The organism is Parabacteroides sp. merdae-related_45_40 (assembly GCF_001915675.1).
Genome location: NZ_MNQY01000130.1, coordinates 63,340 through 86,420, shown reverse-complemented (window position 1 = coordinate 86,420; position 23,081 = coordinate 63,340). Strand labels below are relative to the sequence as shown.

Annotated in this window: 23 protein-coding genes and 1 pseudogene; 10 read left to right on the top strand and 14 right to left on the bottom strand. The window is 49.3% G+C overall.

The window, feature by feature from the left end; translation table 11 throughout:
• The 3 genes and pseudogenes from BHV83_RS18525 to BHV83_RS18515 all read right to left on the bottom strand — a co-directional run.
• A pseudogene (locus tag BHV83_RS18525) lies at positions 1 to 170 on the bottom strand (N-acetylmuramoyl-L-alanine amidase); the annotation flags it as partial.
• Between the two features lie 19 nt (positions 171 to 189).
• Positions 190 to 297: a smalltalk protein gene (locus BHV83_RS18520; RefSeq protein ID WP_005636167.1), complete on the bottom strand. Its 108-nt coding sequence runs from the start codon at positions 295 to 297 to the stop codon at positions 190 to 192.
• A gap of 96 nt (positions 298 to 393) precedes the next feature.
• On the bottom strand, positions 394 to 846 hold the full coding sequence (locus BHV83_RS18515) for an HU family DNA-binding protein (RefSeq protein ID WP_005636169.1): 453 nt from the start codon (positions 844 to 846) through the stop codon (positions 394 to 396).
• A gap of 368 nt (positions 847 to 1,214) precedes the next feature.
• Here BHV83_RS18515 and BHV83_RS18510 point away from each other — a divergent pair, with 368 nt between their 5' ends.
• A complete protein-coding gene (locus BHV83_RS18510) occupies positions 1,215 to 1,442 on the top strand; it encodes a DUF4248 domain-containing protein (protein WP_005651009.1) in 228 nt (75 codons plus the stop codon).
• 757 nt (positions 1,443 to 2,199) lie between these two features.
• On the opposite strand, the gene BHV83_RS18505 is transcribed toward BHV83_RS18510, so the two are convergent.
• Entirely contained in the window at positions 2,200 to 4,344 is a 2,145-nt protein-coding gene (locus tag BHV83_RS18505) for a VapE domain-containing protein (protein ID WP_286757883.1), read from the bottom strand.
• A gap of 180 nt (positions 4,345 to 4,524) precedes the next feature.
• Here BHV83_RS18505 and BHV83_RS18500 point away from each other — a divergent pair, with 180 nt between their 5' ends.
• The gene (locus BHV83_RS18500) at positions 4,525 to 4,674 is read left to right on the top strand and encodes a hypothetical protein (RefSeq protein WP_005651012.1); all 150 of its coding nucleotides are present in this window, start codon (positions 4,525 to 4,527) and stop codon (positions 4,672 to 4,674) included.
• 335 nt (positions 4,675 to 5,009) lie between these two features.
• A complete protein-coding gene (locus tag BHV83_RS18495) occupies positions 5,010 to 6,407 on the top strand; it encodes a putative oxidoreductase C-terminal domain-containing protein (RefSeq protein ID WP_286757882.1) in 1,398 nt (465 codons plus the stop codon).
• 129 nt (positions 6,408 to 6,536) lie between these two features.
• Here BHV83_RS18495 and BHV83_RS18490 read toward each other — a convergent pair whose 3' ends face one another.
• The 3 genes from BHV83_RS18490 to BHV83_RS18480 all read right to left on the bottom strand — a co-directional run bounded on the left by BHV83_RS18490 (position 6,537) and on the right by BHV83_RS18480 (position 9,695).
• Positions 6,537 to 7,553, bottom strand: a complete 1,017-nt coding sequence (locus BHV83_RS18490) for an endonuclease/exonuclease/phosphatase family protein (protein ID WP_122205794.1) — start codon at positions 7,551 to 7,553, stop codon at positions 6,537 to 6,539.
• A 60-nt stretch (positions 7,554 to 7,613) separates the two neighbouring features.
• Positions 7,614 to 9,194, bottom strand: coding sequence for an Rne/Rng family ribonuclease (locus tag BHV83_RS18485; RefSeq protein WP_005646425.1), 1,581 nt, complete (start codon positions 9,192 to 9,194; stop codon positions 7,614 to 7,616).
• Positions 9,195 to 9,422: 228 nt separating this feature from the next.
• Positions 9,423 to 9,695 carry an HU family DNA-binding protein gene (locus tag BHV83_RS18480; RefSeq protein ID WP_005636204.1) on the bottom strand — a complete coding sequence of 91 codons (273 nt, stop codon included), beginning with the start codon at positions 9,693 to 9,695 and terminating at the stop codon, positions 9,423 to 9,425.
• A 192-nt stretch (positions 9,696 to 9,887) separates the two neighbouring features.
• On the opposite strand from BHV83_RS18480, the gene mutY reads away from it, so the two are divergent.
• From mutY to BHV83_RS18455, 5 genes are read left to right on the top strand one after another with little or no spacing between them, the layout of a single operon-like run.
• On the top strand, positions 9,888 to 10,973 hold the full coding sequence (gene mutY, locus BHV83_RS18475) for an A/G-specific adenine glycosylase (RefSeq protein WP_182387881.1): 1,086 nt from the start codon (positions 9,888 to 9,890) through the stop codon (positions 10,971 to 10,973).
• Between the two features lie 42 nt (positions 10,974 to 11,015).
• On the top strand, positions 11,016 to 11,519 hold the full coding sequence (gene ssb / locus BHV83_RS18470) for a single-stranded DNA-binding protein (protein ID WP_122115856.1): 504 nt from the start codon (positions 11,016 to 11,018) through the stop codon (positions 11,517 to 11,519).
• 25 nt (positions 11,520 to 11,544) lie between these two features.
• The gene (gldE, locus tag BHV83_RS18465; protein ID WP_022322718.1) at positions 11,545 to 12,885 is read left to right on the top strand and encodes a gliding motility-associated protein GldE; all 1,341 of its coding nucleotides are present in this window, start codon (positions 11,545 to 11,547) and stop codon (positions 12,883 to 12,885) included.
• Entirely contained in the window at positions 12,885 to 13,460 is a 576-nt protein-coding gene (gene gldD / locus BHV83_RS18460) for a gliding motility lipoprotein GldD (RefSeq protein ID WP_005636212.1), read from the top strand. Before gldE ends, gldD begins: the two co-directional genes overlap by 1 nt.
• Positions 13,460 to 14,077 (top strand): 4'-phosphopantetheinyl transferase family protein, encoded by a 618-nt coding sequence (locus BHV83_RS18455; protein WP_286757884.1) that lies wholly within the window; start codon positions 13,460 to 13,462, stop codon positions 14,075 to 14,077. The genes gldD and BHV83_RS18455 overlap by 1 nt, the downstream gene beginning before the upstream one ends.
• Positions 14,078 to 14,164: 87 nt before the next feature.
• Here the strand turns inward: BHV83_RS18455 and BHV83_RS18450 are convergent, their stop codons facing one another.
• From BHV83_RS18450 to BHV83_RS18425, 6 genes are all read right to left on the bottom strand, one after another.
• Entirely contained in the window at positions 14,165 to 14,905 is a 741-nt protein-coding gene (locus tag BHV83_RS18450; protein WP_046452163.1) for a shikimate dehydrogenase family protein, read from the bottom strand.
• A 21-nt stretch (positions 14,906 to 14,926) separates the two neighbouring features.
• Positions 14,927 to 15,694 (bottom strand): bifunctional demethylmenaquinone methyltransferase/2-methoxy-6-polyprenyl-1,4-benzoquinol methylase UbiE, encoded by a 768-nt coding sequence (ubiE, locus tag BHV83_RS18445; RefSeq protein ID WP_046452162.1) that lies wholly within the window; start codon positions 15,692 to 15,694, stop codon positions 14,927 to 14,929.
• A gap of 11 nt (positions 15,695 to 15,705) precedes the next feature.
• Positions 15,706 to 16,653, bottom strand: coding sequence for a phosphoribosylaminoimidazolesuccinocarboxamide synthase (locus tag BHV83_RS18440; RefSeq protein WP_286757881.1), 948 nt, complete (start codon positions 16,651 to 16,653; stop codon positions 15,706 to 15,708).
• Between the two features lie 21 nt (positions 16,654 to 16,674).
• The gene (locus BHV83_RS18435; RefSeq protein WP_270620868.1) at positions 16,675 to 17,697 is read right to left on the bottom strand and encodes a PhoH family protein; all 1,023 of its coding nucleotides are present in this window, start codon (positions 17,695 to 17,697) and stop codon (positions 16,675 to 16,677) included.
• A 123-nt stretch (positions 17,698 to 17,820) separates the two neighbouring features.
• Positions 17,821 to 18,135, bottom strand: a complete 315-nt coding sequence (locus BHV83_RS18430; protein ID WP_286757880.1) for a type II toxin-antitoxin system RelE/ParE family toxin — start codon at positions 18,133 to 18,135, stop codon at positions 17,821 to 17,823.
• Entirely contained in the window at positions 18,126 to 18,368 is a 243-nt protein-coding gene (locus tag BHV83_RS18425) for a hypothetical protein (RefSeq protein ID WP_005636224.1), read from the bottom strand. The genes BHV83_RS18430 and BHV83_RS18425 overlap by 10 nt, the downstream gene beginning before the upstream one ends.
• A 100-nt stretch (positions 18,369 to 18,468) precedes the next feature.
• Here BHV83_RS18425 and BHV83_RS18420 point away from each other — a divergent pair, with 100 nt between their 5' ends.
• Positions 18,469 to 19,137: a DUF5715 family protein gene (locus BHV83_RS18420; RefSeq protein WP_005646439.1), complete on the top strand. Its 669-nt coding sequence runs from the start codon at positions 18,469 to 18,471 to the stop codon at positions 19,135 to 19,137.
• Positions 19,138 to 19,166: 29 nt separating this feature from the next.
• On the top strand, positions 19,167 to 22,655 hold the full coding sequence (locus BHV83_RS18415; RefSeq protein WP_122205809.1) for an AAA domain-containing protein: 3,489 nt from the start codon (positions 19,167 to 19,169) through the stop codon (positions 22,653 to 22,655).
• Positions 22,656 to 22,707: 52 nt separating this feature from the next.
• Here BHV83_RS18415 and BHV83_RS18410 read toward each other — a convergent pair whose 3' ends face one another.
• Positions 22,708 to 23,061, bottom strand: coding sequence for a thioredoxin family protein (locus BHV83_RS18410; protein ID WP_005636230.1), 354 nt, complete (start codon positions 23,059 to 23,061; stop codon positions 22,708 to 22,710).
• Positions 23,062 to 23,081 lie beyond the last annotated feature (20 nt).

Genomic DNA, 23,081 nt, shown 5'->3' with positions numbered 1-23,081 from the left:
GAGAGCGGCCGGCCGGGATGTACCCGGCCGTCGCGTGTGATGTAGTAATGGTAGCCGATGTCGCGGAAGTGCCGGCCGTCGATATGGTCCCGGCGGCAATCCTCGAACGAGTAAGGCTGCCCACAGCGCGTGGCGCTGCAATGGATGATGAATAGCGTGATGCGTCTCATGTGCGGCTCTCCCTGTCCTTTATATGCAGGCCGTAACGCCGAAGGCACTACCGATGGCCGTAGCCACGACGATGATTACTTTGAGGATGATCCCCCAGACGGATTTCTTTTCGTTCTTTTCTTCCATGAAATTGTGGATTATGAGATTTATGAATTATGATTTATGAGAAGTTTTTGACACATGACTTTGTTTGTGTCTCTCTTGGCTTCTCTTGTCGATTGCTTAAAGTTCTCCCGGCCGTTCCTCCTCGCCGCCACCGCCGGTATTGCCACCTTCGATGTCGTAAGGTGAAAGCTCCTTGAGCTGCGCTTCGAGTTTCAGCTGGTTGATGGCGAGGGTTCCGGTGGCGCGGCATTTGAGGCGCAGCCCGACCACGTTGGTAGTGACCGACCAGTCTTTCGACGTGTCGGCAGGTTTCCCGCGGATCCCCACGCCGAAGATGGCGAGGTCGTCCAGCTTCACGTTCTTGCCGTCGAGCAGCAACTCCTTGATGCAGGAGGTCATGTCCTTGAGGACCCCGTGGATCGCGCCTTGCGAATACGGCGTGTTGTGCTTGGCCATGTGTTCGGCCAAAGCGCGCGTGTCGAGCGTCTCGTCTGCCACCGCCCTTGCCAGCCACTTGCCGCTGAGCGGGGTGGACTTGGTCTGGTTCTGATACTTCTTGTAACGAATCATGTCTGTTTGATTTTAAAGTTGATAATTAGGATGAAAAACCGATACCGTTCCGGTGAAGCTGCCCTGCCTTTCTTCCCTTTCCGGTACAACAAAGATAACACCCTCATCTTGTGCCGTTGCGCGTAAGGGGGAGTTGTGGGGAGTTCTGCCGGAAAGATGCGTGTTATAGGGGGAAAACGGGGTGTGGAAGGTGCGCATTGTAGGGTAAAATGAGAGGTGAAAAGTTGCGTGTTATATTTTTTAAGACTAATTTATTCCGGCTTATATGGTGTTCTATTATAGAAAAACTATATTTTTTATCACCTGAAACAGCTTGAAACTCATTGTTTTTTTCGTATATTCGTAGAAATAAATCAAATAAGGAAGACATGGAAAAACAGACTGATTTCCGCATCCGCAGCTACGGTCGTACGGAGCTGGCACAACTCTACAACCCCTGCCTGACCCCCAAGGCCGCCTACCGGAAGCTGGTCGGGTGGATCGACCATTATCCCGGCCTCGCCGTCCGTCTTGCCGAGCTTGGCAAGCTGCCCGGTTCGCGTTCCTACACCCCTGCCCAGGTGCGGGAGATCGTCGGGGCGCTCGGCGAACCGTAACTCATAGCTTTAGGGGGGCTAAGGCTATGGGTTAGGGGGGCTAAAGCATAGCTTTTCTGTTACTTTCGGCTTGATCCGAAAGTAACCAAAGGATCAAGGCCGAACCTGCTTCGCTACTCCGTTCTCTTCGTTCGCTGTCGCGTCTGAAACTCGCTTCGCTCAGACAGCAGACGCTCCGGGCGCTCACTGCGGTCTCTGCGCTTGACGCTCACCAGCTTAGGCCGGAAGTAGAGCCTGACGGCTCTTTGGGGATGGCCGATGCCGCCTGCTTCAGCAGACGGCAAAAGAGAGGCGGAGGAGGCTTGGGGGGATGCAGATACTGGTAGCTATGCTTATATAAGAGGCGGTGTCGGCCATCCCGAGAGAAAGCGGAGCTTTCTTGGAAAGGCCTAAGCGGATGGGCGTCAAGCGAAGGGCAAAGACGGAGCGTCCGGAGCCTGCGCTGTCTGAGCGCAAGCGAGTTTCGCAGGCGACAGCGTAGTCTTTGCCCGGAGTAGCCCAGCCGGTTAAGCCTTGAACTTTTGGTTACTTTTCTTTCAAGAGAAAAGTAACAGATAAAACTTTATTGCATGAAATAAATAAAAAGAGGGTGTCGAAAAAATGCCATCCTTGATTATCAGTCTTTTATGGTGATAGGTGATAGGTTGAACCCCGTTTCTGTAAAAGTTTAGGAAAAATGAATTAAAAAACGCCGCCTTTAAGGTGACGTTTTTTAATTCAAACTCGGAAAAGTTTTACAAAAAGGGCATTTAACCTATCACCTATCACCCGAGGAAGGAGGAAAATCTGTGTCGTCCGCTTCAGGGAGGATGCTTTTCATCTCGTCTGTCGTGCGTTCGACAACCAGCCAGATATTGCCATGTCTTGTCCGTGTGCAGGTATACCCCAGTTCTTTCAGTGCTATGCCGACCTGCACCGCGTTCAGCCGGATACTGCCGCCGAAGCGGGTGACGATCTGGCTGGCGGTGACGTAAGTCCCCTTTTCGTAATCGACGGGGTGGCGGTAGTACATCAGGATCAGTTCGCGTGCGGGGTTGGGCGTTTCGAAACGGCGGTTCGCGAGGTTCAGCTCCTCGATCTCGTGGTCCCTGTACCAGTAGCGGAAATCGTTGTCGAGTAGGTGTTTCGCCTGTGCGTACAGCCCTTCGTAGTCAATATGGGCGGTCCAGGGGTTGTCGATCGCCGTGACCTCGAACGGCAGCCAGCGGCGGTTGCCGGTGTCGTCGGTGAGGAACTGGAGGTTGTTGCCCGTCGCGCAGAACGAGGCTACGTGGGGCAGGTGTACTTTGTTGCGCCCGTAAGCGGGACGTTCGTTGACGTAGAGCGTGGTGGTCATGGCCTTGAGCTGGTTCAGTTCACTGCGCTGCATGGAGTCGATCTCCTCGAAATTGACGAGCAAGTTCTCCGTCATGGTGAAGAGGTCGTCCTTCGTGAGCCGTTGCGAGTTAGTCTTGGAGGCATAGTAGCGTCTGAGGACGGGTGGCAGGAGGTTCTGGAAGAATGATGTCTTGAAGCATCCCTGCCGCCCGATCAGGACGAGGATGACGTGGTTCACCACCTTCGGGTCGAGCGCGGCGGCGACCATCCCGACGAACCAGCGGCGGAAACAGAGGTCGAAACGATCGGTGTCGCTGTCGGCGGGGTGCACCATTGCAGCCAGGTTGCCGATATGGTCCGTCACGCCATCCCACGGTCCCGCCTTTTCGAGAAACTCCTCCAACGGGTGGTAGCGGGGCGCGAAGTCGGAGAGCAGGAGCGTGCGCAGGTGGAAGAGGTCGGCCTCCAACCCGTCGCGGCGCATAGAGCACCAAAGGGAGTTCTCGACCGTGTCGGTCATGGGAGCCCAGCCGTCGGGTGCGGGGATGCCTTCGGTGACGGGGCGGTGTTCGAGCTGGTGTGTCAGTTGGTTCATCCGCAGTTGCATGGAGCCGCCGATGAAGCGCTCCATCTCTTCGACGGTGGCCTTGCGCTGCCGCCCGTTCCCGTTACGGGGGGAGACATCGGAGAGCTTCATTGTGGCGTGCTCGGCAGTCAGGGCGTAGCAACTCTTGGCTGTGGAGCGGACGGAGGCCGTGTCATAGTCGGCGAACAGTTCGACGGCCCACGCCTCGGCTTCGGCCTCCGGCACGCCGAAACGGTTCATCAGGTAGAGGCACCGGCTGATGTAGTCGTTGTGGCTGCCGGCTGCGTAATGCACGCCCTCTTCTTCCACAAGCCGGCGTACGGTGTTTTCGGCGCGTGCGGCTGATGTCTTCCGCCCTCTGTGTTTCTTTCCTGCGGCGATGTCCTGTTTTTGTCCGGCCTTGGCGCTGGGCAGGGAGGCGAACTTCATCCGTTCGGCGTCGGGACGGTAGAGCGCGTCGGGGTCGTGGCAGATCACGGACATGCGCGTGGCGTTCTTGCACTGTCGGTCGATGGCGATGCCGGTGAGCCGGGCGTAGTAGGCGTTTACCGTCTGCCAGGCTGCGGGGAAGTTCTCTTCTGTCACTTCGCCTTCCATCCATGCGATGACACGTATGCCGCGTCCGGACAAGGTCTTGTAGGCAAGGAACGAGTGCGGGTCGGCCCTTACCCGTTCGAGGGTCTCGTCGAAGATCTCTTCGGGGATGCCGTCGATGTCCACCATGATGGAGCCCGGATAGCCTTTGATGTGCTTCGAGGAACGTCCTCCCTCCAAGTGGACGGAAGGGACGAAGGCGGGTTGGTTCTGCTTGATCTGGCTTTGCTGCCGTTTCGACGTTTCGGCGTCTTGTCCTTCGCCGGCTGCAAGCGCGCGGAACAGGGCGGTGGCGGCGGTATGGCGCTCGCCGGTCAGTTCTTGCATGATTTCTTCCCATGTGCAGGGAGAGGGGGTGGTTGCGCGGAGCGAGAGGAAGCGCGAGGGGCGGAATGTGTTTTCCATGTAAAATGTTTTATTAAATTTGTTCAATGTTCAGATGTGCCGTTCGGGGGGCGAAGCGTCCGAAGCATCCTCTGAAACTTTTGACAAGTTTACGCATTTATCCATTCATGTTGTCCCCGCCATGCCGGGCTCATTATGAATGAATATTAATATTTATATTAATAATTAAATATTTATAACATGAAAACGACATTTATGTTCCCTCTGTTGGGGCTTTTCGTCGAAAAGCAGATGAGACGTTTCCGGATAACCGTACGTCTTTACAAAAGCGAACTCTCTGCCGGCAGCCGCAGCTACGGTGCGATTAAAAAAGGGGCGACCTCCGTCTGAGCTATTACGCCCGCCTCGTCGCTCTCCTTTACGATCTCGCCGGCGAAGAAGAGTTCCGCCGCCTGGCACATGAGGCGGTGGAGCTGTACATACGGGAGAGGGAAAAGGGGGAAAAGCTTGATGATAAGATATAGGGCAAACATTCGGGCAGCCAGGAGAAATTTCGGTGGAGGAGCTTGGCAGTCATGTGGACGAAAGTAATCCGGTAGCTGTGATTGTCGAATAAAATCTTCTTGTTTTATAGCGAAGTCATAGAGATGATTTTGTTTTTATATTATCTTTGTGGTCGCAAACAGTCTAATGTAAATGCTTATCAATAATTTAATTATAATAGTATGAAAAACTATCTTGTATTTTCTATGGCGGCCTTGTTGGTCGGAGCTTCTTGCAACACAAAGCAGGAGAAGGCGGCCGAAGGCTTTACCGGCGCACCGGGAGAAGTGAAGTTGGTCACGCTCGATCCCGGACATTTCCATGCCGCATTAGTGCAGAAAGTGTCTTATCCGCAAGTTTCTAAAGATGTTTATGTGTACGCACCCACCGGTTTCGACGTGGACGAGCACTTGAAACGTATACAGGGATTCAACACACGTGCGGAGAATCCGACGGCTTGGAATGAAATCGTTTATACGGGAGATGATTACCTGGAAAAAATGTTGGCCGAGAAGAAGGGGAACGTGATGATCCAGGCAGGAAACAACGGCAAGAAGACCGAATATATCAAGAAGACGCTTGAGGCCGGCATCAATGTGCTTTCCGACAAGCCGATGGCGATCAACAGCCAGAGCTTTAAATTGCTGGAAGAATGTTTTGCTATCGCTAAACAGAAAAACATCATGCTGTATGACATCATGACCGAACGGAATGAGATCACTACGATGTTGCAGCGCGAGCTTTCTACTATCCCGGCTGTTTATGGCGAGCAGTTGAAGGGTTCTCCCGAAGAACCGGCTATCGTGAAAGAGAGTGTGCACCATCTGTTTAAGCTGGTCGACAACAAGCCGTTGACGCGTCCGGTATGGTATCTGGATGTAAACCAGCAGGGCGAAGGTATTGTGGATGTGACGACTCACCTGGTCGACCTGGTGCAGTGGGAAGCCTTCCCGGATCAGATCATCGACTATAAGAAAGATATCGAACTGATAGATGCTAACCGCTGGACTACCTCTATCAGCCCGGAAGAGTTCAAACAGGTGACAGGGACGGATGCTTATCCCGATTTCTTGAAGAAAGATGTCGAAAACGATACATTGAAAGTCTATTGCAACGGTGATATCGTTTATAAGATCAAAGGTGTGACAGCCAAGGTTTCGGTGATCTGGAATTATACCTTCCCCAAAGGTGGCGGTGATACCCACTTCTCCGTCATGAAGGGTAGCAAGGCCGACCTGGTCATCCGCCAGGGCAAGGAACAGAACTATCAGCCTGAACTGTTTGTCGAAGCAGTGAAAGGTGTGGATCTGGCCGCTTACGAAAAGGACCTGACCGCTTCTATGGAAAAGGTTTCAGCCGAATATCCTGGTGTGGCATTGAATAAGGTGGGCGATGGCGTATGGCAAGTCGAAATCCCCGCAAAATACCGTGTAGGCCATGAAGCTCATTTCGGTCAAGTGACGGAACATTTCCTTGACTATCTGAAGGAAGGCAAACTGCCGGATTGGGAAGTACCTAATATGCTGGCTAAGTATTACACGACGACCTCGGCGCTGGATATGGCGAAAGCGAAGAAATGATATCGGTTTTGAGCCGGAAAAAGAAGGCGGTATGTCAAAGACTGTCTTGTTCCTGTGCTTGATGCGGGGGATAAGTACATTTTGACATACCGCCTTTTTATGGCAGAGAGTTTGTTTCTGTTCCGCCTCTTAAAAGCTGAACTTGATCAACACTCCTTTGTGGTCCGTCGGCCAAATGTCTGCCGGAGTTGAGAAAGTATCTTGGCTGTCCTCTTCGACACGTTGGCTGCGGATAATGGAAGATTTGGGACCGACGATGACGGCGTCTTCCACTTCCCAACCGGTTGCCGGTATATAATAGATAAAATCGATGCGGTCGCGTTCATCCGCTTCCGGCGCCCAGGTCAACCGTTCGACTGGCATCGCCGGATTGTCCGAAGGGAAGGTAAAGCCGGGATGGGTGATCGGATTCGGATATTTGACGCGATAGGCGTCGCGGAAGCCGGCTTCGTATAATAATTTGGAGCAGACCCAATCGACTACCGCCCCGTTGTGATCCCAAAGCCCTTTCGTCTCTTCCGTCCAATCCAAGTGGGAAGGTTCGTTGAAGTCACCGCCCAAGATTACGAAATCGGCATCTGACTTTGTGGCGTCTTCTATCACGAGCCGAATGGATTCGTCACGCAAAGATTCGTTATTGGCTTTTTCGATTTCAGCCTTGTCCGTTACCGGAGTTTCCAGTTTTTTCCATGTCACACCGCTGTATCCGCGTGGCAGGTAACAGGCGTAATGCGTATAATCCAAATGCCCTGTATAGGCTACTACCTGCTTGCCGTTCACATCCAAACGGGTCCTTAATACCCGGTCTTTATGCGGAATGTTTTCCGTTTGTTCCAGTATGGGGTATTTGGACAGCAGTGCGACATCCAGCGAACTGCCTTGTCCATAATAGATTTTCCCTCTTTCGCGCAAAGCGTCCAGCATGCGGGGAACGAACAACGCGCCTTCCTTGTTGCTGGCTTCGCTGAACATCACGATATCCGGATCTATCCGGGCCACTTCATCCGCAACGGCCTCGAAGCCGTTTTTGACGACTGTTCCTTCCATCCAGATGTTCAAGTGCAATACACTCAACTCTTGTTTCTCTTTCGTGCAGCTACCGCAGACCAGCATGAGCAGCCATAGCCAAATATAAAAACGTCTCATTGATATTTTCTTTCATTAAAAAAAGTCCCCGAACTTTTATGAGATCCGGGGACTTTTATGTTATTTGATTTCTTTCTCTTCCATCATGTCCAGTTCGTTCTTGTCGGAGTCGATGAATTTATACTCCAAGAAGCCCAGACTTTGATTCGGGATCACTTTAATACCCATCGAGTATTTCAGTTTCCATTTCCAACTGAGCGGGAATCTTCCGCTCTTGATAAATGCTGCAACATAAGGATGTACGTGCAGGGCGAATTTCTTCACGTTGTGTTTGTTGACCAAGCAGTCGATCTTTCCTTCCAGGCTGTCGGTAAACAGGATAGAGGGTTTGATGGTGCCTGTGCCGAAACAGGTCGGACAGGCTTCGGATGTATCGACATCCATTGCCGGACGGACACGCTGGCGGGTGATCTGCATCAGGCCGAATTTGCTCAGTGGCAGAATATTATGTTTTGCCCGGTCATTAGCCATCGCTTTCGTCATATGTTCGAACAGTTTCTGCCGGTTGGCAGCTTCGGCCATATCGATAAAGTCGACTACGATAATACCACCCATATCGCGCAAGCGTAATTGACGGGCAATTTCGTCTGCTGCTGCCGTGTTCACGTCGATAGCCGTTTTTTCCTGGGCATCGCTGCCTTTGGAGCGGTTCCCGCTGTTTACGTCGATAACGTGCATGGCTTCCGTGTGTTCGATAATCAAATAGGCTCCACTTTTGTACGTGACGGTGCGTCCGAATAGAGACTTGATCTGTTTGGTGATTGCAAAGTTGTCGAAGATGGGGAGTTCGCCGGTATACCGTTGCACGATCTCTTCCCGTCCGGGAGCAATCAGGCTGACATAATCGCGGATGTTGTGATAGATGTCCGCATCGTTCACATAAATGTTCTGAAAAGAGGGGTTGAAAATGTCGCGCAACAAAGCCACTGCTCTTGCCGTCTCTTCATAGATGAGTGCAGGAGCTTTTACTTTGGTGATCTTAGGAATGTTCTCTTCCCAACGTTTCAGTAATGTCTTCAATTCATGATCGAGTTCGGCAACGCGCTTCCCTTCCGAAGATGTGCGTACGATTACGCTGAAGTTCTTCGGCTTGATACTTTGGATGAGTTGGCGTAGACGGGCACGCTCTTCGCTCGATTTGATTTTTGTGGAAACCGATACTTTATCGGCAAACGGTATCAGCACGATGTATCTTCCGGCAAAAGAAAGCTCGGAAGTCAGCCTGGGACCTTTTGTTGAAATCGGCTCTTTGGCGATCTGCACCAGCACTTCCTGTCCGACTTTGAGCACGTTGCTGATGCTTCCGTCTTTTTCGATTTCGGGAAGCAACTGCATTTTAGAGATAGTGGGGATTTTTTTATCTCCTTTTTGTTCTCCTAATGCTTGTTTGAGGAATTTCTGCTGGGTGTTGAAATTAGGACCTAAGTCCAGATAGTGAAGAAATGCATCCTTTTTATAACCTACATCAATGAAAGCAGCGTTCAAACCCGGCATCAGTTTCTTAACCTTGCCCAGATATATATCGCCGACGGCAAAAGAGACGTTACGGGCTTCCTTTTGGAGCTCGACAAGGTTCTTATCCTCCAGTACGGCTATAGATACCTCTTTGGGTTGTACATCAACTACTAATTCACTAATCACTATAAAAAGAGGTGTTTAAAATGTGAGACCTTATTAAATACGCAAAGAACAAACTTAAAAGGTCTCTTATTAAGTTTGTTCTTCAGAGTTACTCAAATAGACTTATTTCTTCTTATGTCTATTCTTCTTTAGTCTCTTTTTGCGCTTGTGCGTAGACATCTTATGTCTTTTTCTTTTCTTTCCGCTAGGCATTGTTTTAAAATTTTAAATTAAACTATAATAACTAAATTACTTTACTTCGTTCAAGAAAGTCTTAGCCGGCTTGAATGACGGAATGTTATGTTCCGGGATGATGATCGTAGTATTTTTTGAAATATTACGAGCAGTCTTCTGGGCTCTCTTTTTAATCACGAAACTTCCAAAACCTCTCAGGTATACGTTTTCGCCCTGAGACAATGAACTTTTTACGATATCCATAAAAGATTCTACGCTGTTCAACACTGTCTGTTTGTCAATGCCAGTGCTTTTTGAAATTTCGCTAACAATATCTGCTTTAGTCATGTCTATAAATTAATTAAATAATTGATTTGGACCTATTAATTTTTTGGAATGCAAATATATAGCTTTTTATTTAAGTGGAAAAAGAATTGTCAGCCAAATTTTAAGAAAAAAGTTTCCTTACAATTCGTTAGAACTGTGTATGTTTGCAGTAATCAATTAGTTGCAAGTTTTGAAGAGGCAAAAAAGAACCGTATGTCGCAGATAGAAAACGAATTAGAAACCAGCCGTTTGTTGCGTGACTGGTATCGGATACATAAAAGGGAGCTGCCCTGGAGGGAGTCTTCCGACCCTTATATCATCTGGATATCCGAGATAATCCTTCAACAAACACGGGTGGCGCAAGGGATGGACTATTTTCTCCGTTTTACCGAACGGTTCCCGGATGTGGCTTCGCTGGCTTCGGCGGAGGAAGACGAGGTGTTGAAATATTGGCAGGGGCTTGGTTATTATAGTCGCGCCCGTAACCTGCATGCTGCGGCAAAAGATATTATGGAACGTTTCGGTGGGATATTTCCTGAACGCTATGAGGATGTGATCTCTTTGAAAGGGATAGGAGAATATACGGCGGCGGCCATCGTTTCCTTTGTATGGAACCAGCCGTATCCAGTCGTGGACGGGAATGTCTTCCGAGTGCTTTCGCGCCTGTTTGCGGTAGATACTCCGATCGATACGCCCAAAGGGAAAAAAGCCTTTACGGAACTGGCCGGCTTGGTGATGGACCCGCGGTATGCCGGGCAACACAACCAGGCTATAATGGAATTGGGCGCCTTGCAATGCGTGCCGCAAAATCCGGATTGCGAAGCTTGTCCGTTGAAAGGGCACTGCGCTGCTTATGGGGCGGGCGATGTGCAGACCTATCCGGTGAAACAGAAAAAGACCAGGACGCGTGACCGGTATTTTCATTATTTATACATTATATATAAAGGAAAAACCTGGCTGTCCCGCCGGAAAGGGAAAGACATTTGGGAAGGACTCTACGAGTTTCCGCTTATCGAAACGGACAAGGCGATGGATTTTGCAGAGTTGCAGACGACGGATGCTTTTCGTCGGCTGTTTGCAGGAGCGGGCCGGCTGAATGTTTCGGCTGATTTGCAGGGGGTGAAACATGTCCTGTCCCATCAGATATTGTATACGGCTTTCTACCGGATAGAGATAGAGCGGGAGGGCGATGCCCTGAAGTCTTACCTTCCTGTGGCGACGGACGATGTGGAGAAATATGCGGTTCCTCGCCTGATACATATTTATTTGGAGAAATTAGAAGGAAACTTGTCAGAATGACTGAATTTGTGTTTCTTTGTAGACTAATAAAAGAATAGAGCTATGTCATTGAATAAAGTTATATTGATCGGTAACGTCGGACGCGATCCTGAAGTACGTTACTTCGATAGTGGCGCTGCTGTTGCCAACTTCCCGCTTGCAACTTCCGAGAGAGGTTATACGTTGGCCAATGGTACGGTTGTTCCGGAACGTACGGAATGGCACAATGTGGTCGTTCGCCGTGATTTGGTTTCCTTCGTTGAAAAATGGGTGAAGAAAGGTTCCGGACTCTATGTGGAAGGCAAGATCCGTACGCGTAGTTACGACGACCAGTCCGGCGTGAAGCGGTATGTGACGGAAATCCATGCCGACCGTGTCGAATTTTACAGCACAGGTTCCGGTACGGGAAATCGCGACAATGCTTCCGGTACAGGAATGACGGCGGCACAGCCTCAGACCTCCCAGCCGTCCACCGGATACCAGCAGGCGACGGGCTACCAGCAACCCGCATCCGGACAACCGGACACATCTTTAGATTCCAACAGTGCGGACGACCTTCCGTTCTGATATTGTTTAACTAATACTGTTCCCCTTGGACTCAGACTATTATTTATCGGGCTTATTCGACCAGGTTACTATACAGGCGCTCACAGCAGGCCCTGTAATAGCGTTAAGCCTTGCAATTCTTCTGCTGTTGGTTTCCGGCTTCGTGTCGGCTTCCGAAGTGGCATTTTTCTCGTTAACCCCGGGTGATATCAACGACATCCGGGAAGAGAATGCACCTTCAGACCCATTAATCCAGCGTTTGCTGGACCGTTCCGAGTACCTGCTCGCCGCTATCCTGATAGCCAACAACTTTGTGAATGTGGCTGTCGTCATGCTTTGTACCTACGGTATCAACGCGATCGTCAATTTCTCATCCGCCCCGATGTTGGGCTTTATTCTGGAGACGATCGTCCTGACCTTTCTCCTTTTGTTGTTCGGCGAGATCATGCCGAAGATTTACGCACAGAAAAACTCGCTGCGGTTCGTGCGCAGTTCGGCCCCTGTACTGAATGTCGTGGAGCGTGTCTGCCGGCCGCTTTCGAACATATTGGTCACGTCGACCAGCGTCATCAACAAGGCGTTAGTCAAGAAGAAGTACGATCTTTCGGTCGACGAGCTTTCCAAAGCATTGGAACTCACTTCCACCGAAATGCCGGAAGAGAAAGAGATGCTTTCGGAGATCATCAAGTTCTACAACAAGACTGCCGACGAGATCATGACGCCCCGCCTGGATATGGAGGATATCGACATCAAGACGAGTTTCCGCACCGTGGTCGATTTCATCATCCGATCCGGTTATTCCCGTATTCCGGTTTATGCCGATTCGGAGGATAACATCAAGGGAATCCTGTATATCAAAGACCTTTTGCCGTATGTGGAGAAGCCTGACACGTTCCGTTGGCAGAGTTTGATCCGTCCGGCCTATTTCGTGCCTGAGACGAAGAAGATCGACGATCTCCTGGAGGAATTCCGTACCAGCAAGATCCATATGGCGATCGTGGTGGACGAGTTTGGCGGTACTTCCGGTATCGTGACGATGGAGGATATCCTGGAAGAGATTGTCGGAGAGATTTCCGATGAATACGACGAAGATGAAAAGCAGTTCATCCGCCTGGCGGACGGCAGTCTTATTTTTGAAGCCAAGATATTGCTGACCGACTTTTTCCGTGTGATCGATGCCGATCCTACCGAATTCGGCAAACTGACGGAAGAGGTCGAAACCCTTGCCGGCCTTCTGTTGGAGATCAAAGGAGACTTCCCTCGCCGTCGCGAGATCATCGAATATGACGACTATCGTTTCCAGGTTCTGGAGATCGATAACCGCCGTATCCTGAAAGTCAAGTTCAACCGCATTTCGGACCAAGGAAAGGAGCGGCAAGAGGAGTAATGCGTATGTCGACCGGCATAGTGTGTGGGGGGCTGTTGGCCTTGTGTGTTTCCTGTACGGAATATACACCGAAGCCGCGCGGCTATTTCCGTATCGAACCGCCTGCCCCTTCCTACCAGGCACTTCCGGTAAGGGATTTACCTTATACTTTCCGGCTTTCCAGATGGGCAGAGGTGGAGTTGCCTCCGGTCGGGAATCCGGCAGGGTGGATCAATCTCTCTTATCCGCAGTTGAACGTGAAGCTCTATTGCAGCTATTTCCCTATCACTCCGGCTACGCTGGGCAGGGCGGAGGAGGAGTGTCGCGCGTTGGTTGTCCGGCAATCGAAATATCCGGAACGGATCAAGATGCAGGCGTACAGCAATCCGGAGGCTTCGGTTTATGGTTCGCTTTTCATGCTGGATGGCGAATCCGCTTCACCGTTGCAATTTATGTTGACCGACAGTGTCTCGCACTTTTTCCGGGGAGCTTTGTATTATGATTGTATCCCGAATGCAGATTCGCTGGCTCCCGTCACCCGATACCTGAAACAGGATATCGTAGAACTGATCCAATCTTTTGAGTGGAAGAAATAATGCCTCTCCTGATGAAACATACCGGTCCGTTGTGGGGAATCTGGAAGATCGAGGAGTCTTCCGAAGTGCTTCTGTCCCTTTTGCGGAACAGGGAAGAATATCTGCCGCAGTTGGAACTGATCCGTGCGGAGCAGCGTCGCCGGGAATGGCTTGCCTGCCGTGTGCTTTTGCAGGAGCTTACGGGCGGCCCGGTCTGTGTAGCCTATCGTCCGAACGGTGCGCCTTACCTGTCCGGCTCGTCTTTGCATATCAGCATCTCCCATACGAAAGGTTATGCCGCCGTTCTGTTGCAGGACCGTCCTGCCGCCGGTATCGACATCGAATACCGTTCCGAAAGGGTGTCGAAGATACGCAGTCGCTTTATGAATCCGGAAGAAGAGGCGGGTATCGACAAAGAGCACGAGACGGAGCACTTGTTGCTTCATTGGTGTGCAAAAGAGACGCTTTTCAAGATGATCGGGCAGGAAGAAGTCGACTTCCTTCACCATCTGCATGTCCGTCCGTTTCCCTATGCGGAAGAAGGGAGTTTCACCGTCTATGAAACCCGTACGGAAGAAGGGGCGGTTTATCGGTTGGACTACCTTGTCACCCCCGATTTCGTATTAACCCGGAGTTGAATTGTTTTTTTCAGTATCGGTATATATATCCTAACCCATAGGGTTATGCCTTCTAAAGCTATGGGTTAGGAGTCGTAAAGCTATGCTTTATTTCTGCCAGATTTCCCAAGCAGCGAATGCTTGTAGCAGGAGCATTTCAAGGCCGTTCTTGACGACGGCTCCTTTTTCTTTCCCTTTCTTCATGAAGAGGGTTTCATCCGGGTTGTACAGAAGGTCGTACAACAGATGGTCCGGGGTGAGCAGGTCGTAAGGAATGTCGGGACATGCGTTGATATTCGGGTACATGCCTAACGGGGTCGTATTGATGATGACGGTGTACTGCTGCATTGTCTTCGGAGTGATTTCTTCATAGGTGATGCAGTGCTCTTTCGGTTTACGGGAAACCAGCGTGGCGCCGACACCCAATTGTTTTAATCCTTGGAAGACTGCTTTTGACGCACCACCCGTTCCCAGGATCAAGGCTTTGCGATGTGTTTCGTTCAGGAGCGGTTCGATGGAGCGCTTGAAGCCGATGATGTCGGAGTTGTAGCCTTTCAGTTTTTTGCCGAAGAGGCCTTTCGTAAATTTGATGACGTTGACGGCTCCGATCAAGCGAGCGTCTTCGTCCAGGTCATCCAAGTAGGGAATGACTTGTTCCTTGTAGGGGATGGTGACATTCAGACCGTTCAATTCCGGGTTATCTTTTAATACAGTCTTCAGATCTTTGATGTTCGGGATCTCGAAGTTCAGATAAGTTGCATCAATGTTCTCGGATTCGAACTTCTGGTTGAAGTAGTTCTTTGAAAAAGAGTGTCCGAGGGGATATCCTATTAAACCATATTTTTGCATGACCTGTAAATTTAAGATGATTTATACTGTTGTGGTGGTTTGCGAACCGCCCTTGCTGCCCGTGTATAGCGAACAAATGCCGAAGGTGAAAGTGTGCGAACGGGCTTCGCTGAAACCTACCCGGCTGAGCAGGTCGGTCATGACCTTCCCTTGTGGAACGACTTTGATGGAGGCCGGCAGGTAACTGTAGGCTGTATGCTCTTTTGATAGCAGGCGCCCGACGGTAGGGATCACGACTTTCGAATAGATGTTGTAGAGTTGCTTCATCGGGAAATGTACCGGTGAGGACAGTTCCAGGATCATCAGATGGCCCCCCGGCTTCAGAACCCGGTACATCTCGGTGATACCTTGTTCTATGTTTTCGAAATTCCGTACTCCGAATGCGGCGGTGACGGCGTCGAACGAGTTGTCCGGATAGGTCAGTGCCGTGCAGTCCTGGTATTCGAACGTGATGTGGTCCGACAATCCCGCTTCAGCGACTTTCTGCCGTCCGACTTCCATCATGCCCTCCGAGATGTCGGCCCCGATGATGCGGTCGGCTTTCAGGCGGCGGTGCATGGAGATGGCCAGATCCCCCGTACCTGTGGCGATATCGAGGATCGAGGCGGGAGAAAAAGGACGCAGGAAAGCGATTCCTTTCCTGCGCCATATTTTGTCGATACCCAGCGAGAGCGTATGGTTCAGCTGATCGTATGTACCGGCGATGGAGTCAAACATGCGCCTGACTTGTGTCGTTTTGTGCTCCTCGTTGTTGTAGGGTAGAATCTGTTCTGAACCGTACTTCGCCATATCCGTTTATCTTATTTGTTGAGATATTCGGTTACGTTCTTTTCGATACGGGAAAGGAGATTGTCCGTATCGCCTTTTTCGAACTTCTCGCCTGTGATGTGTTCATACAGTTCGATGTAGCGTTCGCTGATACCGTCTACGATAGCCGGAGTCATTTCGGGAACTTTCTGGCCAGCCTTGCCTTGGAAATCGTTTTCCATCAGCCATTCGCGGACAAACTCTTTGGAGAGTTGCTTCTGCGGTTCGCCTTTGGCAAAACGTTCTTCGTAGCCTTCGCTGTAGAAATAGCGGGAAGAGTCCGGTGTATGGATTTCGTCCATCAGGTAGATCTTGCCGTTGTGTTTACCGAATTCGTACTTTGTGTCGACAAGGATCAAGCCGCGTTCGGCAGCAATTTCCGTACCGCGTTTGAAGAGGGCGAGCGTGTATTTTTCCAACAGTTCGTATTCTTCGGGAGTGGCCAGACCTTTAGCCAGGATTTCTTCCTTGGAGATGTCGGCGTCGTGTTCGCCGATCTCGGCTTTTGTCGTCGGGGTAACGATCGGTTCGGGGAAACGTTCGTTTTCACGCATGCCTTCCGGCAGTTTTACACCGCAGATTTCACGCACGCCGCTCTTATAAGCACGCCATGCACTTCCGCAGAGGTAGCCGCGTACGATCATTTCAACAGGAAATCCCTGGCACATCACGCCTACGGTCACCATCGGATCGGGAGTAGCCAGTTTCCAGTTCGGGCAGATGTCGGTAGTTGCATCCAGGAATTTGGCTGCGATCTGGTTCAACATCTGTCCTTTGTAAGGGATACCTTCCGGCAGGACTACGTCGAATGCCGAGATACGGTCTGTTGCAACCATCACCAATACATCGTCGTTGATGTTGTACACATCGCGTACTTTACCATGATAGACACTCTTCTGTCCTGGGAAATTGAAGTCTGTTTTTGTTAATGCCTTCTTCATATCTTTGTTTTTATGGGGCGCTTATCGGGCGTCCTGACTGTTATTAATATTGTTCTTTATTTCTTCTTGTTGTTCTTTGGAAACGGTTCTCGAACCGCCTTTGCTATGCTTGCTGTCGAATTTGTCGTAGGCTTCGACGATACGTTGGACGAGTTTGTGGCGGACAATGTCCTTTTTCTCGAATTCGACTTTGCCGATTCCCTTTACGCCTTTCAGGATTTGCATGGCCTGTACGAGACCGGAGGTTGCTGTCGGCGGCAGGTCGATCTGTGTCACGTCTCCGGTAATGATCATTTTTGCATTCATTCCGAGGCGGGTGAGAAACATCTTGATCTGGTGGGTCGTCGTGTTCTGCGCTTCGTCGAGGATGATGACCGCATCGTTCAACGTCCGCCCGCGCATGAAAGCGAGTGGGGCAATCTGGATCACGTTGTTCTCCATGTATTCCTTCAGTTTGGCCCCGGGAACCATGTCTTGCAGGGCGTCATACAGAGGTTGAAGGTACGGGTCGAGTTTGTCCTTCATCTCGCCGGGGAGGAATCCTAATTTCTCACCGGCCTCTACTGCCGGACGGCTTAGGATGATCTTGCGGATTTCTTTGTTTTTAAGTGCTTTAACGGCGAGGGCTATGGCGACGAATGTCTTACCTGTTCCGGCAGGGCCCGTGGCAAAGACGAGGTCGTTTTCTTCGAATGCTTTGACTAGGCGTTGCTGGTTTTCCGTGCGGGCGACGATCGGTTTGCCGTTCATTCCGTGAATGATCAGGTTCTCTTGTTTGGTGATTACCGGGGCTTTGCCTTTGATGATGTCCAGTATGACATCTTCGCTCAGCGAGTTGAATTCCTCACAATATTTTTCTACCTCGCGAATTTTCTTGAGAAAGAGCTCCGATTCGTCTTCGTCTCCTATCACTTTCATCACATTTCCCCTTGCCACAATGCGTAGCTTGGGGAACAATGTCTTGATCAACTGCATGTTGACATTGTTTACTCCGTAGAATATAACCGGGTCTACGCTCTCAAGAATATAAATTCGTTCAATCATTCAATTTGTTTTAGTTTTGCCTTTGTCGCGAGTTTTCTACCACTCTCGTTCAGGCAGACAAAATTAGTAATATTCTTCATGTAAAGATAAATTGTGGGGCATTTTGTTGTCTCTTCACGAAGATTATTTGAACATTTCTTGCAGGTGCCATCCTTCCTGGCGGCAATCCCAAACGGCATGGATTTCGATTAGTTCGTCGGTAACCGTGTAAATCAGCTTGTAATGTTTTTCGATGACAAGGGAGCGAAATTCGCAATCATATCCTTTCAGTAACGGTTCGATAGGGCCCGCTTGCGGAAAAACGCGTAAAGGTTCTGCAGAATCCAATAGTCTGTTGTATAAACGGATAGCTGCGGTCTGGCTTTTTTCACTGTAGAATCTGTAGATGTTGTCAAGTAAGGTAATGGCTTGAGGTAACCACTTTATTATTATTCGCATAGTGGGTATCGTTTACGTAATTCTTCCGTTGTCATACCTAATCCTTTTTTGGATTCTTCTCTCGATTTCTTCAACACTTCCTTTAATTCGTCCAGCGTCATCTGTGCCGGATAGCGCGTTTCTTTCTTTTCTGTTGCTATGCTGATCAAATTTTTGATCTGTGTCAACAGTTTTACATCGTCGATCGTTTTCAGTTGTTCGATAAGTGACAGTTTTAATTCCAATGCGTCCATACAATTAACTATTTTGGTTTATATTCAGAATTCACAAAAATAGTCATAAATATTTTGAAATCAGTGAATCTTGGTTACTTTTGTTTCCGCTAAAAGAAAAATGATGAAAAAGATAATATGTAGTATCGGGTTGATAGTGGCTGCTTGTTCGGTGGCAGTGATATGTTCGTCTTGTGGAAAAAAGGAAGAACGCGGAGAGTTGAAACGTATCTGGTATAACGGAAGCTATAACCGCGATTTCAAAGATCTGAACGATGTACATCTGGCCGAAGCAAAACGTATCGGCATTCAACCTGCATCGAACCGTGAAGAAGCGGAGAAAGTAAAAAAGGAGATGGAAGAGATCGAAACCAACGAATATTATGAAGTGGAAAAGCTGACGCATTCCATCCCCTATCTGATCCCCTCTGCCGCACAGTTGCTGGAAGATATCGGACATAATTTCCAGGATTCCTTACGCAATCTGAATGCTTCGGTCTACAAAATCAAAGTGACCAGTGTCACCCGTACGGTCGATGATGTCAAGAACCTGAAAAAGAGAAATACCAATTCCTCCCAAAACTCGGCCCACCGCTACGGAACGACTTTTGATGTCTCCTGGGCCCGTTATACCAAAGTAGACGAGAGCGATACTCTGAATATCGACAAAGACCGGTTGAAAATGGTATTGGCAATGGTTTTGCGCGATTTGAAACGGGAAGAGCGTTGCTATGTCAAACACGAACGCAAGCAAGGTTGTTTTCATATAACCGTCCGGGAAAAGAAATAGAAAGAGACAACAAACGGCTTACTGATCGAATGGACAAAAAACTACTGAAATACTGGAAAAACTGCCTGCTGGATGCCGAACGAAGGAGCAGGTCGCTAAAGAAAGAAGCGCGGGTTACATTGCGGATAGGTGACAAGGTTCCGGAATTTATACTTCGTAAAGACATTCCCTTGCTTTTCCCGAAAGGGAAGCAAAAGACGGATGACGAGAAACGTAAAATACAGATTGCTCCTTGTGTCTTTCTTCCTGAGTACGAAAACGGGTGGGCTTCCGGACAGAATACTCCGGAGTACCCCTTCCTGATTTCCGCGACATTGTTGCCGGACGGCACTTTCCAGGTCTGCGACAACAAGTCTGAACGTATTCCGGTTTTTGTCCGTAAGTTTTTGTCTCCGAATGCGCGCAATGACAGAACTATTGCATCCCTTTCGAATGTGGACCGGCTCTTGAGCGAGTTCGATACCGAAGAGACGGACTGGAAGATATATTGGAGTGCCTGCGAAAAACTGTTCCAAGATGCGACCGGCTTGACTTTCCGGGAAATGAATTATGCCGACAAGCCTGAAATCATTGTCGTGAAAGCTCCCGGACGAGGAATGGCACAAAAGATCATCAACTTGTATGACAAGCTATTGGAAAGTAAATCTTCCCATCCGTTACTGGAACTTCTGATCCGTAAAAAACTGGAAACATTGCTGCCTGTGCCGGATAGACAGCAAGTTTATTGCAATAAAGACCATTGGGCACAGATGAGCGGCGAGTTTCCACTGTCCGTCTCCCAGCGTGAGACGCTTGCCATGTATACGGACCCGGACAGTTCCGATATCTTTGCCGTTAACGGACCTCCGGGAACAGGCAAGACGACCTTTTTACAGACGGTGATTGCCAACCGGATCGTCCATGCCGTACTGGAGCATCCTGATGATCCGGATATCATCGTAGCCAGTTCCGCCAATAACCAGGCGATTACCAATATCCTGAAAGATTTCAAGATCGAACAGCCTTCTGGCGATAAGCCTGCAAACCTGTTGACTCTCCGTTGGCTGCCAGGTTTGGATACGTTGGGATTGTATCTGTCCGGCAAAGACGAACAAAAGGATCAGTACAAAATGATGCTCAATACGAAAGGTGAAGGCTTTCCGAATGATTATGACGATCCTGCCCGGTTGGAAGAATATCGCGGGTTCTATCTGGAGCATTTCAATCGTTTCTTTCAGACATCTTGCCGGGATGAAGTTGCATGCCAGCGTTTCCTTCGCAGGCAAATGAGGAAGATGCGGGATGAGATTGGAACCTGCTTGAATGTTGCCAGTCTCAAACAATATGGAAAAGAGATGGCGGATAAAGGTTTTCTGAGTAAATTGTTCCGTAAATTTCAAAAACTTCCAAGCTATGATGATGTGATATGCGGCTGGGAGCAGACGGAAGATTTTAAGGCTCGCTATGACAAGTTGGTTGCCAATCCGGAATATAATGCCCTTCCTTATACGGAAGATATGGCGGTGCGGCTGGATATCAGTTACCGCTATCTTTTGTTCTGGTATGCCATCCATGACCGGGAAGCCGAGTTCATCCGCCGCTTGGCCGGATGCGATAAAGAGGGGGAGACACGTGGCCGAGAGGATTACACCGAACGGTTGAAGCGTTTGGCCTGTGTGATGCCTGTTTTTATTTCGACTTTCCATTCTTTGCCGAAATACATGGTTTGTGCGGACAATGGGGAGTGGGATGCGCCGCTCTATGATGCGATCGATTTGCTGATTGTGGATGAATCGGGGCAGGTATCTCCCGAACTGGCAATTCCGTCTTTCAGCCTTGCCAAGCAAGCTATTTTAGTGGGAGACGTGGAACAGATCGAACCGATATGGTCCATCTCGGACGAATATTCCGGTATCAATCTGAAACGTTTTGGCTTAGTATCCTCCGAGTCCGATGATCGGTATGCGTTTCTGCATGAAAACGGTTTCTTGTCTTCGTCCGGAAGCATCATGAAGATGGCGCGGAAGAGTTGCAGTTTCGAAGTCGCCGGTGAAAGAGGCGCTTTCTTGACCGAACACAGGCGTTGTCTCGATCCTATCATTGCTTATTGTAACGACTATGTGTATCACGGCCGTTTGCTGCCGAAGAAAGGAAACAAGGTGAAGTATAAAGACTTGCCGCCTAAAGGGTATGTCCATGTAAACGGAGTCAGTGAAAAAGGGGCGACGGGCAGTGTCTTGAACAGAGCGGAAGCGGCAGCAATCGTCTCTTGGCTGGAAACGGAAAAAGATAAGTTGGAAAGCGCTTACAAGGAGCCGATCCGTAAAATAGTGGCTGTAGTCACCCCATTTAAGGCGCAGGAAGAGATCATCCGTAGCTTTGCGGAACAGTCGCCGGAGGCGGAAGCGTTTGCCGGTATGACAATCGGCACTGTTCACTCTTTGCAGGGAGCGCAGTGTCCGGTCGTGATTTTTTCATCGGTCAATTCTCCCGGTGATGCTTCTTATTTTATGGAGCAAGGTGGGAAGTACAATATGCTCAACGTAGCTGTTTCGCGTGCGCAATATCATTTTCTGGTGTTCGGAAATATGAATATATTCCATCCCGAACGAAATACGCCTGTCGGTAACTTGGCAAAATGGTTGTTTGACGATCCTGCGAACGAAGTGTCCGGCAATTTCATCTATCGGCAAAAGGAACCGCTTTGCCGCTACCAGCCGGCTGAACGTTTATCGACATTGGAGGAACACACCGGTTTGTTGCGGCAAGCCTTTAAAGATGCGACAAAAAGGTTGCTGATCGTATCTCCTTTTATATCGATCCAGGCGATTGAACATGATAATCTTATTCCCCTGATGCGGGAAGCGGTAGAGCGGGGTGTGGAAGTCGTGGTGTATTCGGATTTCCGCTTAGATTGTGACAAACAAACCGGTGCGTTGAGGAAGGAGGCCGTTGCCGGACGGAAGGCTTTAACCGAAAACGGTATTAAGTTGATTCTGTTGAAAGGCATTCATAATAAATCGCTTGCGATTGATGATTCGGTATTGGTGGAAGGTTCCTTTAACTGGCTTTCTGCACGTAGAAATGGGAGTTATTCCCGTCATGAATGTTCCGTGAAACTGATTTCTCCAGAAGCAACGAAGCATATTTCAAACTTAAGGAAGGAGTTAGATGCAATAGAACCGGAATCCGTTCTTTTCGAACCTATTCCTGTCTCTGTACCGAAACAGGAACAGGTCGGGAATAAGATTTGTCCGGGTTTCTTTGATGCCGATCCGGTAAACAACTGTACGGATGAAGATCTGGCCGGTTTCAAAGAGCGTATCCGGCAATTGGGAATCAAGAAAACGGATGTATCCGAGTCGATAATGAGAGTTCGTAAACAATATCCCCGTCATTATGAAACATGGTCGGATGAGGAATGCCGGATATTACAGGAGTTCATGCAAAAGACGAATGATCTGAATCTGTTTTGTTCCTGCTTCCAACGGACTCCAGGCTCGATCCGTATAAAAGTAGAAGGCATGAATCAGAATTAGCGCTTGGCTTTCCTGATTCATACCTTCTGTATTCTAATATTTGATAGAGACATTATAAGATGCCTTCGATCACTTTGCGAAGTTCCGGTTTACCCATCGTGCCGAGCATCATTTCTTTGTTCCCGTCCATGCGGCAGAGGAGCAAAGTCGGGATCGTCCGGATCTTGAAAGCAGCTTCCAGTTCTTCTTCGTTGTCTACATTGACTTTATAGATGTAGAGTTTTCCGTCGTATTCTTTTGCAAACTCATCGAGTATCGGCTCCAGACGTTTGCAATAGCCGCACCAGGGAGCATGAAAGTCTACGATACAAGGTTTGTCGCCTACGTATTTCCAATCTTTGGGGCTTTCTTCGAAGTTTCCTACTCGCTGTATAAATTCCGTTTTTGTTAATTCAATCGGTGTCATGTTGTTTCCTTTTATTATTA